Below are 12,364 nucleotides of genomic sequence, written 5' to 3' on the forward strand. Positions count from 1 at the left end.
CCCTGTGCGCCATGGCCAGTGTGGCGCTGGTCAGCGCAGCACAGCTGGGTATGCGCTGGAGCATGACCCGCCTGCCCTCGCCCGCACAATGGCTCGAACTGCACAATTCGACGCAGCTCGATCTCAGTGCCCTGATGGTCGTCTGCGCCTCGATCACCGCTTATGCGCTCTCCATGCTTTTCTGGTTGCTGGCTCTTCGGGTCTTGCCCCTGAGCCGTGCCTATTCGCTGCTCAGTGTCAGCTACGCGCTGGTTTATACGCTCGCCGCAGCGCTGCCGTTTTTCCACGAGACGTTCACGGTATCGAAAACTGTGGGTGTCACCCTGATCGTGGCAGGTGTCTTGACCATCAACCTCCGGCGCATCCCCCGGCCATCACTTCAGGATCTTTCCCATGAAAATAAGCGTTTTCGGTAGCGGGTATGTCGGCCTGGTGCAAGCGACGGTGCTTGCCGAAGTCGGCCACGATGTGGTCTGCATGGACATTGATCAGGCCAAGATCGACCAATTGCGTCAGGGCCAGGTGCATATCTACGAGCCTGGCCTGGCCAACCTGGTGCGTGAAAACCTGGACCAGCAGCGTCTGTGCTTTACCACCGACGAGCAGATGGCAGTGGAACATGCCGAGGTCCTGTTCATCGCGGTCGGCACGCCCTCCCGTGCCGATGGCTCGGCCGACCTGAGCGGCTTTTTCGCAGTGGGCGAAGCCATCGCCCGGCATCGACGCGAACCACTGATCATCGTCGAGAAGTCCACCGTACCGGTCGGCAGTGGCGACGCCTTGCGCAGCCACATCGACAAGGCGCTGCGTCAGGCGGGCCGGCTGTTGCAGTTCGATATCGTCTCCAATCCGGAATTTCTCAAGGAGGGCTCGGCGGTCAACGATTGCCGGCGCCCGGACCGTATTGTCATCGGCTGCGAAAATGAAGCCGTGCGCAACGTCATGCGCGAGCTGTATGCGCCGTTCAACCGCAATCATGAGCGGATCATGTTCATGGACCTGCGCAGCGCCGAACTGACCAAGTACGCCGCCAACTGCATGCTGGCGACCAAGATCAGCTTCATCAACCAGATCGCCGAACTGGCCGAGCACCTGGGCGCGGATGTCGAGTCTGTGCGGCTGGGCATCGGTGCCGACTCACGGATCGGTTACGACTTCATCTACCCCGGTTGCGGTTACGGTGGTTCATGCTTCGGCAAGGACATCCGCGCGTTGATTCACAGCGCCCGGGAGGCCCATTGCTCCAACGATCTGTTGTCGGTGGTCGAGGCGATCAACGAACGGCAGAAGAACAAATTGTTCGAGCGGGTCAACGCGTTCTATCAGGGCGACCTGCGTGGCAAGACGTTTGCCCTGTGGGGCCTGGCGTTCAAGCCCAACACCGACGACATGCGCGATGCCCCCAGCCGCGTACTCATGGAAGCGTTGTGGGAGGCTGGCGCCAGCGTGCGGGCGTTCGACCCCGAGGCCATGCAAGAAACCCAGCGTATTTATGGCCATCGCAAGGACCTGATTCTCATGGGCACGCCAGAGTCAGCGCTCAACGAGTCCGATGCATTGATCGTCTGCACCGAATGGCAACAGTTCAAAGCTCCGGATTTCGAGTTGATCCAGCAGCGGCTGAACGCCCCGGTCATCTTCGACGGGCGCAATCTGTACGACACTGAACGACTGGCAAAACGCGGCTTCCACTACTTCCCCATCGGCCGTGGCGAATCGTGCGACCTGCCAATCCCGCAAAAACAGTGGACGGCCTGTAACCCGCTTGTCAGCAGCCAGGCTGTGTAACGGCCCTGCTCCGGTGACCGTCAGTTGCCGACAGCCACCGGAGCCTGGCTGACGAAATAGTAGATACGCTCACCGACCTTGACGCTGTCGATCACTCGCAGGGGTGGTTCGGGAGGCTGCAGGCTTTCCATGATCGCCACATTGCCGTCGGCACGGGTCAAAAAGGCGCTCAATTCAGCACTGGACGTGAACGTGTCCAGCAAGCTCTGGCTGTAGAACACGCTGGCGCCTGCCAGCCGTTCACTGGGCTGAAACAAGACAACATGCCGTCCCTGGACCTGCAGAGCATGAACCTTGTCGGTCAGCGGCAGGAACGACAACTGCCGATCCGCTCGCGGTTCCAGCCATAGGGCTGCGCCGAGATACCCCGCCACAATCAAAACGGCAGCGGCAACCGTCATCGCCCTTGCGTTTCGTACAACGAACGCCGCATACGGAGAGCGCTGCGAGCGTGCCTTGAGTCGCTCGCCCAACATAAAGGTATATTCCGCCGCAATGACCGCCGCCGCAGGGGCCAGTGACATCAGATAAACCATGCGTTTACTCGAGGCCAGCGACAACAGCAGAAACTGCGCGATCAGCCACAGGCTGAAAAACAGCAGGTAACGATTGGCCAGCAACTGTTTGCGGAAATGCCACAGCCCCAGATAGACGAGCACATTCCACGGCAAAAAGGCTTCAGGCAGTTTGCTCAGGTAATAATGCACGGGCTCGTAATGCCCTGCCTCTTCGAACGAACCACTGAAGCGTCCGACACTGTTGGTCCAGAGCACGTCCTTCAACGACTGCGTACCGCCCTGACCGTATAGAAAGCACAGCCATACCAATAAAGGCACCAAAGCCAGGACGGTGAACATCGCCGGGCGTAGCCAGTGGGCGAGAACAATGCGTTTGCTCTGCACCGACTCGCACACCAGCCAGGCGAAAATGACCACACCCGGCATCGCGAGGCCCAGCACGCCCTTGCTCAGGGTTGCCAGCGCAATCCCCAATACGAAGAGCAACCAGGCCCCTGCAGAAGATCCGTCGCTGCGCAGACGCTGACTGGCGTGAAAGAACCCCAGTAGCGCCATGCTCACACCCAGCGCCAGCAACGCGTCCTCGCCCACCTGTCGCGAATTGCTCCAGAAACTGGCCTGGGTCGCCAGCATGAATGCAGCCACCCACGCTATGGAGGCAGGTCGCCCGAAACGCCACAGCATGCTGTAAAGCAGCAACACGCTGAACAACCCTGCACAGGCGGATGCGAGCCTGACCGCCCAGGGAGTCGCGCCGAACACCCCGATGAACGCGGCGTCGAGCCAGACACTCATCGGCGGCTTTTCCAGAAACGGTTGATCGTTCAGTTTCGGGGTAACCCAGTTGCCGCTCAGGTGCATTTCCATGGCGATGCCGGCCACGCGGGGTTCTGTCGAGTTTTGTAATTGGTGATTGCCCAACGCGAGGAAAAACAGCATTGCACCCAGCAACAACAGCAACGGTGAAAGCACACGAGAAGTCATCAAGGTAGGTACCGGGTTGACGGGGGGCAAGCAAACAAGCGAATCGGTCTGGCGAAGTATAAGTCGCCAATTGTTGAAGAATTGTTAACCGGCGGCACACCAGACAGCCACTCAACGCTTGTTCAAAAGCTCGGCAAAAAGTCGGCCGTGAACGCCTGACCTGGCGCAGATCCCCCGTGGCCCAGAACGCATCCGACATGCAGGATGCGACCGGTGATCGGGCCCAATAAATCTCTTCGCAGGTCTACTAATATTACAGATAAGCCAGCCTGATGCAGGTCATGCCTAAGCGTGACCTGGCCGTGTTGGTCAATCCTGTATTAACCGCGAACTTTTAGTTCAGAAATAGTTATAGGGCAAGCAAAATACAGACGGCGCAAGGGATGCGCCGACACAAGCAACAGGGAGAGTTATGAAAACAATGCCGGCTTTCACGTACGTGTTTTTCTTGGGTTTTTTCCATTCAAACGCCTTCTCTACAGAGATGAATCCTTATGAGCAGATCATCAGCACTGCGCAAGGTGAGCAGGTCTGTTTAACCCTCGACAGTGATTTAAGTTCTGTCTCACTGCAGAAGTGTGTCAACACCGATTACCAACAATGGATCTTTGTGTCATCAGGGCCCATGCTGTACCTAAAAAACAAGGCGTTAGGCGGGTCAACGCAGGCAATGTGTTTGTCGGCGTCGAACCCAAGTCACGTCAGCATGAAAACCTGTGCCAGCGCCGACAGCAACGACTATCAATCCTTGCGACTCTGGAGCAGAGACGGTGACCACACCAGCCTGTTATCAAATAAATATATCAAGGATTTAGGGTTTGATAACTACCTGCTCAGTAATGAAAGCGAGCAGTTGGTATTTGGCCCTGCAGAGGGAGCCTCATCACAATGGACAATCACCCAACCTCTTTACGAAGAAATCATCAGCACAGTGAATGGCCCGGACGCCTGTTTAACATTGGCGGGTGACATGACCAGTGTGGTACTGCAAAAGTGCCTGGGGAGGGACAGTCAGCAATGGACTTTTACGCCCAAGGAAAAAAGGCTTTATGTAAAAAACAAACTGCTGTCCACATCAGCACAAGAAATGTGTTTGTTTGCGGCGAATGCAAACAGCGTAAAAATGGCCGCGTGTGCCAGCGCGGGCAGTCATGACTATCAGTCCAGGCGACTGTGGAACCGGGACGGCAACACCCCCAGTCAGCTGTCAAACAAATATATCAGTGATCTGGGAATGGCTAACTACCTACAAATCAATGCCAGCGAACAGTTGATATTTGGTGGCAAAGAACAAGGCTCGGCGAGCTGGAGTATCGCCAAGCGTTACGGTTACATCAGGAACGTTGAAAAAGGGCAGGAAACGTGCCTCGCTTTGTCTGCAGATGAAGTCAGCGTCGAGTTTTCTCCCTGTAAAAGTGTGCCCGGCCAAGACTGGCGAATGTCCGTCATCGCACCGGGGTATGACAAATTGACCAATCGCGCGCTGCTGGACAGGGATACAGAAAAGTGCTTAGGGTCAAATAGTAAAATGATCAACTGCCAGGGTACCGGGTATACCTCGGAGCGTTCCTGGAGTTACAACAGGAACTTCATTCCCCTCATAGAAGGGTTTGTACTGGCTAATAAATATCGCAACGATCTTGTCGGTCCCAACGAAGTTCTGGGCTTTGCAGGTAACACCATCCAGATGGTACCGGAGTCACGGTCGAAGGCAGTGACATGGAACTTTGAATTGGCAGTACCTAAAATCCCCAGACGCCCCATCGTAGGCGATAGAAAAGTTCTCCTGCTGCACACCCGATACAGTGACAAGCCAGAAACCGAGTTCGAGGCCACCAGGGCGGCCTTCTTCGGAGCGCCTGGTGATAACAAATCATTTGTCAACGCGGTCTCTTTTTCCTCCGGCGATCATCTGAAGTTCATCGGGGATGCGGTGACCGGTCTAGACCTGGGCCCAAGACCTTCAGGTTGCCCGTCCACTGAACTGAGGAACAAAGCGATAGAACTCGCACGCGACAAGGGAACTGACAGGGATAATTACGATTATGTCGCCGTTGAGATTCCTTCTACTTCGTGCTCCTGGGGTGGGCTTGCTGAAATGCCGGGCTGGTGGGCCATGGGAAATAATTCGGGCCACAAGCCATGGATGTGGCAACACGAATTCGGTCATAGCTTCGGCGGACCTCATGCGACCTCGCTGGAGCGTTGCCCTTACAATAATCGGGAAGTTGTGCAAATCGGCGGCAGTGGGTGCGCAGTCACTAATAGCGCTGACCCTTCGGATACCCTGAATGGTGGAGGGTCACGTCTTTACCCCATTCCTTATTTGTACTACGCGGGCTGGCTCACTGATGACCAATTTCCTGAAGTGATGAAAAATGGCACCTATAATATTGCACCCTTGTTCAGAGCGGCAGATCCCGAAGTGGTCAAAGGCTTACGCCTGTTTCGTAGCGATGGCAGTTATCTCACGCTGGAATTCCGCAAGCCTTCACCCGGCTTTGAAAACTGGCCAACTGACGATCCGTTTGTCAATGGTGTGGTTGTGAGAATCGCTCGTTTTAATGGCAACTCCGTCTCCAACACGCTCGTGGATACAACGCCATCAGGCATACATGGCATGAATGACGCTCCGTTGCGGCAAGGTGGGTCGGCAGACGATGTGTTATCCGGGAAGCGAATCAGAGTGACCCATGCCGATGACACGGGGGCCACCGTTGAAATCGACGATATTCCTGGTAGCTCTTTGGCAGAACGCTTGCTCTTTGAACGCTCTTTTATTGAGCAGACTGCAGGACAGGATGATGAGGTGGTGGAAGATTGAGGATGTGCCGAAAGGTAACCTCAATCAAAAAATGTCGACTGCATCAGTATCAACTGCACGCCATCAATCACCTGCATCATGAATAAAAACGGGGAGCGATCAACGCTCCCCGTCTGGTGCTTCAGTTCAAGTCTTATTGCAGTGAATCAGACCGCAGCAACAACCTTGGCTGGCGGCTGAGTACGACGACCCAGTACACCTGCACCCGCAGCTACCAGACCCGAGATCACCAGCGTGATCAGCAGAATCCAGGCACCTTGCGAAACACGCTTGGCGGTCACTTCAGCCGCTTCGCGGGCTTTCTGTTCGGCCTGAGCTTTCAGTTCCTGATACTTGGCATAAGCCTGACGATAGCTGGCCTGAGCCTGATCGACGATCTGGTTGGCTTCAGCATCAGTCTTGTTGCCACGCGCCTTGATCAGATTGACCAGCGCCTGACGGTCAGCGGCATCCCATGCCTGGTCGCCTTTGGCTTTGATGCGATCCATCAGGCCGCTCAATTGCTGGTCGGCTTGCTGAGGATTCTGTGCGCTCTGCTTGGCAGTGTTCTGCGCGTCTTGCTGAGTCGCCTGAGCTTCCTGCTTGACGTTATCCGGGTTCAGTTCGGGCTTGCCGGTCTGACGCATGGCTGTTTCGATCTCGCCCTGAATATCGTCCAGATTGAAATCAATGCCCTGGGCGCGCAATTGATCCTGAATCTTGCTGCCAACGGCCGGAGCCACCTGTGCGATACCGCTGCCCAGTGCCGACATGCCGCTGCCCGCCAGGTTAAGGCCGCCGCGCACCACGCCAGTCACTGCGCTGGAGACCAGATAAACCGTGATCAGCGAGACGCTCGCCCATACCAGCAGGCCATGAAATGCACCTTCACGCTGCGCCAGACGTCCAGCGGCCCAGCCGCCGACGAACAGCGAGATCACCGAGCTGATCACCACCCAGATACCTGCACCCGTACCAATGCCGGACAACGGATTGGCTTCCTGCATGGGATCGATACTGGCACTTCCGATTGCCGTACCCAACAGATTCAGCAACAGCGAAACAACCATGGCCAGAACAACACCGGCCAGAATCGCACTCCAGGAGATTCGTTTAAGCAGCGGAGCCGCTGCATGAGTTTCGTGGTACACGGGGGCACCTGGGGCGATACGGTCGTCGCGAATCATAGTCATAGTCCTTTGAGTCATTGGCAGTAAACGCACACATGTGTGGCGTACCCTTCAATGACCCGAGCGACGTTCAAGAAGTTTAAAATTTTTATAGACTTTTTTTCAGGCTTGAAAAAGCACAATAGAACTGTATTGATAGTGACGCACATCAAAGGAACGTTACCTATGCGCCATGCTCCAAGCGAGTTACAAACGTTCCGTTTTATTAGGTTGTTTGCTCTAACTATTAGGAGTTGTCTGATGTCCGTTAATAACAGACGGGCATTAACCGGCTGTCCGCCTTTTTGAATACCGACACTCACTGGATATACCCAACCTGACAAGGGTGTGCGCAGGTATCGTAATAAAGACAGCGCCAAACAGCATGAAGGCCCGACTGAGAACAGGCAGGCCTTCATGTGTTCATTGTCAGTATCGTCAGGCGATACCGTTCGGCCCGTCGAGGACCTGCCTGACCTTCCTGGCGAGGTCCTGCGGCATACAGGGCTTGGACACCACTTCAAACTCGGAGCCGCCAATGTCGGTTCGCTCGATCGAGCTCTCAGCGTAGCCGGTGGTCAACAGCACCTTGACCTTCGGGTACCTGCGCCTCACTTCACGCGCGAGCATCACACCATTCATGCCGCCCGGCATGATCAGGTCAGTGAACAGCAAATCATACATGCTGCCAGCCTCGAAGCGCTTGAGTGCCTCACGGGCATTGAGGACGATTTCCGACACATAGCCGTAATCATCCAGCACCATCTTCGCCAGCTCGGCCACGTCAGGACGGTCTTCCACGATCAGAATCCGCTCGGAGCTGCCAACGCGCCTTTCCGAGGCTTTCGGCGGATCGTTTTTGCTAAGCACCGCTTCGTCTACAGGAAAATACAGGCGCAGCGTGGTGCCGACACCTTCTTCGGTATAAATACGCGCCGCACCCCCCGACTGTTTGGCAAAGCCATAGACCATGGAGAGACCGAGCCCGGAGCCCTTGCCTTCTTCCTTGGTAGTAAAGAACGGGTCCATTACCCGATCACGGATACTCGCAGGCATGCCAATGCCGTTGTCCGTGACTGCAATAGAGACATAACGGCCGGGTAACAGGCCGTCGTAAGACATATTGGCCAACTCGTCGACGATCAGATTGCGGGTTTCAATGAATATCTTCGGGTCGGGCCTGCCAATCAGTGCATCGCGCGAATTGATGAAAATATTAAGAAGGGCAACTTCTGCCTGGGTCGGATCGATACGGCAGTTCTTCAGTGCCGGATCCAGATCGGTTTCGATAACCACTTCCGGACCGAACGTACGCTCGATCAGCGGTTCTGTCGTGGAAACCAGGCCATTGAGATTGAGCACTCGCCCCTGCAGTTTCTGTTTGCGGGCAAACGCCAGCAGTTGCTTGGTCAGTGTACTGGCGCGCTCGACGGCAGACTTGGCGTGATGAACACTGCGCTGGACACGCTGTACATCAATGGTGGGTTTCTCTGCCGCACTGCCGATCAAATCAATATAACCGCCCATCACTTGCAGCAGGTTATTGAAGTCGTGCGCGATGCCACCGGTAAGCTGACCCAAGGCCTCCATCTTTTGAGCCTGACGCAATGCTTCTTCGGCATCTCGACGGCGACTGATGTCCAGTTGCGAGGCAAAAAAATAAATCAGGTCGCCCGCATCGTTATAGACCGGGGAAATAAACAGCGCATTCCAGAACGATGAGCCGTCCTTACGATAGTTGAGAATTTCAGTGGAGATATCGACGCGCTCTTCGATTGCATCGCGAATCGACTGCACCGCTGCCCGGTCAGTGTCCGGCCCTTGAAGAAACCGGCAGTTGATACCGATGATTTCCTCAGACGAATAGCCGGTCATTTCCAGAAATGCCCGGTTGGCAAAAATAATGGGGTTGTCCGGGCGATTGGGGTCCGTCACGACCATCGGCATCCGAGTCGTTTCTACGGCCGCGAAAAAGATATCTTTCCCCTGATGCTTGATATCTCCCGTCGCCGCATTGTCGACCCGGGCTTTATTTTCCGACACTCCAGAAACTCCACGACTGTTTATTGGGCTATTGCGCCTGCTCTCTAATGGCTAGGACTGGCGAAGCCTCAAAGGGTTCTCACTGAGCAGACGAAAATCAAATTATATTCACTTAGGGCATTGAACAGGCTCGAATTATCCCCCGGCGTCGCCTGTTCACTCACCCGATTAGTGACGCCTGTCACACATCAGGCATCGAACACCTGTCCCTTTTTTCAGAGCACGCAGGGCCGGCTGTTGACGCCGGCCGTGAACCACAAGGCGTATGCACTTGCAGTACCACCCACCGTTTCTGCTTTCCCCCCTGGCGCTGACGCTGCAACTGTTCGGTTTCAGTACAGCTCTTGCTTTTGCCTGCGTCGCCGAGGCTGATGTTGTCAGTCTGTCCAACATCGAAGTTGACGGCTCGAGTACCGACAGCCCGGCGCAAATCGCTCGCGACGCGTTACGGGAAGTTCCGGGCGGCACCAACGTCGTCGATATGAGCGCCGTCGAGCAAGGACGGGTCGCCAACAATGAAGACGTATTCAAGTACCAGCCCGGTATATACGCCAAGGCCGCCAACAGTGAGGGGGCAAAAATCTCGATTCGCGGCTCGGGCCTGAATCGGGCGCCCGGCGCGCACGCCTCCGGGCTGTTCGAAATGCTCGATGGCTTGCCGCTGACCGGCCCCGGCGGCACGCCCTACGAGCTCAAGGAACCGTTATGGCTGAGCCATGTGGAAGTGCGACGCGGTGCCAATGGCTTTGAGCTGGGTTCGCTGGCGCTGGGTGGCGCGGTCAACTATGTCACCCACACCGGTTATGACGCACCCAGGCTGCAGTTGCGCTATGAAGCAGGAAGCCACGGCTACTCGAAACGGCAGATCAGCTCGGGCCAGGTACTGGGCGATCTGGACTATTACGTCAGTCTGACCGATTCAGGCTACAACGGCTTCCAGGACCAGAGTGCAGGCGGCAGCCAAGGCATCGCAGCCAACGTCGGTTACCGTTTCAACCCGTACCTGGAAACCCGCTTCTTCTTTCGTTACCGGGAAACCGACAACGACTCGCCGGGCAGGCTGACCCGCGAGCAGATCCGCCATGATCCGCAGGCGGCCAATGCGCTCAACCGTGCGCGCGACTCAAAACGACTGCAACCCGGCAGCACCTGGCTCGGCAACAAGACCACTGTCTACCTGGATGACAGCTCACGCCTGGAAACGGGGCTGGTCTATCACGATTACCCCATGGACCTGCGCGAGGGCACCAATCGCCTGAAAGTCGCTTACACCGATATCAGCGGCACGCTCAATTACATACGTCAGGACACCGTATTCGGCCGTCAGAGCATTACCACGCTGGGGCTGCGAACCACCAAGGGGCTGCCCAACAACGGCGCATCGGAATTCGTCCGCGTGCCTGCCGGCAACACCGCAGGCTATGCGCCGGGGACCAGAACCCGGGATTACAGCTATCTGGGCTCGGACAGCGTGCTGCACCTGAGCAATGATCTGGAGCTGTTACCGGACCTGTGGCTGACAACGGGTGTTGCCGCCCTCTATACCCGTCGCGAAACCGAGGTCACCTACCCCGCCACCCAACAAGCCGTCAGCACTCATGCCTGGGACTATGCCACCCGGCTGGGCCTGCGCTACGACTTCACACCGCAGTTGCAGCTTTACGGCAATCTGAGTCGTTCGGTCGAGCCGCCCCACGCGTGGTCAATGATCTGGGGCTCCAACCGTTTCTTCCCTGCAGGCAGCGGTGCGGCCACCGGTCTGCAGAGTGTCGGCGTCAAACTTGAAAATCAGACCGCGACTACGCTGGAGCTCGGCGGCAAGGGTAACAGCGCAGCAGGCGACTGGACCGCAGGGTGGTATTACTCGCAGGTCAGGCATGAACTGCTCAGTGTCGAAACCCAGACAGCCAGCGCGACAGGCTCGCAAGTCATTGCCGAGTCCAACGCCAGCCCGACCATCCACACCGGTATCGAACTCAGCCTGGACAGCCCGCTGTGGCAGGGAGGCACTGCGGGCAAGGTCGATTTGCGCCAGGCCTACACGTTCAGCGACTTCCACTACCGTAACGACGACCGCTTCGGCGACAACACGCTGCCGGGCATCCCCCGGCATTACTATCAGGCCGAGCTGCGCTACAGCCATCCTGTCGGTGTTTATGTGGCGCTGAATACCGAGCACGCGTCGAGGATCGCGGTCGATTACGCCAACTCGTTTTACGCCGATCAGTACACGTTGCTGGGCGCCACACTGGGCTACGCGTCACCCGGCGAGGACTGGCAGACCTGGCTGGACCTGCGCAACCTGACTAACCAGCGTTACGCCAGCACCGTGACACCCGGTTATGACGACAACGGCAAAGACATAGCGCGCTCGACACCCGGCGACGGGATGGGGATTTATGCGGGCATTTCCTGGAGCCTTCGTTAGGCGCAAGGCATTGTTGGCTGTCAGCGCCTAGAAGTTGGCCGGCGTGTTGGCGCTGATGATCTCGGCTTCGTCCTGGCCGATATTGCGGAAACGATGCGGCAAGGTGGTCGGGAAGTAATAGCCGTCCCCTGGACCGAGGATGTTGACCTGTCCATCGATAGTCAGCTCCACAGTGCCGCGCGTCACCAGACCGCACTCCTCGCCTTCGCTGTGGACGATGGGTTCATCCCCCGAGTCGGCGCCCGGCGCGTACTGCTCACGCAGAAAACGCATTTGCCGGCTCGGCAGGGTCGCGCCCACCAGCAGCAGGCGGGCACCGTTGCGCCCCAGGTCGGGTTGATCACCGGCTCGAAACACGTACTGATCCTGCCCAGGAGGCTGATCGAACGTGAAGAAATCCGCCAGTGTCATGGGAATCCCTTCAAGCAGCTTTTTCAGCGAGCTGATGGAAGGACTGACACGATTTTGTTCGATGAGGGAAATCGTGGCATTGGTCACACCACTGCGTCTGGCGAGCTCACGCTGTGACAGCTTGTAGCTTTCACGCACCAGTTTGAGTCGTGCTCCCGTATCCATAGTGGCCTTATGTGAAAGATATCCGGTGAATGAGGCAGCGCCCCGGCGCAATGGA

At 56.8% G+C, this 12,364-nt stretch carries 8 protein-coding genes; 4 read left to right on the plus strand and 4 right to left on the minus strand.

Annotated features, from left to right (window positions below; genetic code table 11):
• Positions 1-11 precede the first annotated feature (11 nt).
• Positions 12-416, plus strand: coding sequence for a 4-amino-4-deoxy-L-arabinose-phosphoundecaprenol flippase subunit ArnF (arnF, locus tag GE543_RS01390; RefSeq protein ID WP_256664641.1), 405 nt, complete (start codon positions 12-14; stop codon positions 414-416).
• Entirely contained in the window at positions 394-1,788 is a 1,395-nt protein-coding gene (locus tag GE543_RS01395) for a UDP-glucose/GDP-mannose dehydrogenase family protein (RefSeq protein ID WP_153220315.1), read from the plus strand. The genes arnF and GE543_RS01395 overlap by 23 nt, the downstream gene beginning before the upstream one ends.
• Before the next feature lie 20 nt (positions 1,789-1,808).
• Here the strand turns inward: GE543_RS01395 and GE543_RS01400 are convergent, their stop codons facing one another.
• Positions 1,809-3,290 (minus strand): glycosyltransferase family 39 protein, encoded by a 1,482-nt coding sequence (locus GE543_RS01400; RefSeq protein ID WP_153220317.1) that lies wholly within the window; start codon positions 3,288-3,290, stop codon positions 1,809-1,811.
• Positions 3,291-3,702: 412 nt separating this feature from the next.
• Here GE543_RS01400 and GE543_RS01405 point away from each other — a divergent pair, with 412 nt between their 5' ends.
• Positions 3,703-6,114 carry a lectin gene (locus GE543_RS01405; RefSeq protein WP_153220319.1) on the plus strand — a complete coding sequence of 804 codons (2,412 nt, stop codon included), beginning with the start codon at positions 3,703-3,705 and terminating at the stop codon, positions 6,112-6,114.
• 146 nt (positions 6,115-6,260) lie between these two features.
• Here the strand turns inward: GE543_RS01405 and GE543_RS01410 are convergent, their stop codons facing one another.
• Positions 6,261-7,280 carry a hypothetical protein gene (locus tag GE543_RS01410; RefSeq protein ID WP_003416781.1) on the minus strand — a complete coding sequence of 340 codons (1,020 nt, stop codon included), beginning with the start codon at positions 7,278-7,280 and terminating at the stop codon, positions 6,261-6,263.
• Between the two features lie 420 nt (positions 7,281-7,700).
• On the minus strand, positions 7,701-9,305 hold the full coding sequence (locus tag GE543_RS01415) for a hybrid sensor histidine kinase/response regulator (RefSeq protein WP_371927066.1): 1,605 nt from the start codon (positions 9,303-9,305) through the stop codon (positions 7,701-7,703).
• Positions 9,306-9,570: 265 nt separating this feature from the next.
• Between GE543_RS01415 and GE543_RS01420 the strand changes: the two genes are divergently transcribed.
• Positions 9,571-11,733, plus strand: a complete 2,163-nt coding sequence (locus GE543_RS01420) for a TonB-dependent receptor domain-containing protein (protein WP_256664642.1) — start codon at positions 9,571-9,573, stop codon at positions 11,731-11,733.
• Between the two features lie 27 nt (positions 11,734-11,760).
• Here GE543_RS01420 and GE543_RS01425 read toward each other — a convergent pair whose 3' ends face one another.
• Positions 11,761-12,309, minus strand: a complete 549-nt coding sequence (locus GE543_RS01425) for a cupin domain-containing protein (protein WP_003344936.1) — start codon at positions 12,307-12,309, stop codon at positions 11,761-11,763.
• Positions 12,310-12,364 lie beyond the last annotated feature (55 nt).

Source organism: Pseudomonas sp. SZ57, assembly GCF_009495975.1.
GTDB lineage: Bacteria > Pseudomonadota > Gammaproteobacteria > Pseudomonadales > Pseudomonadaceae > Aquipseudomonas > Aquipseudomonas syringae.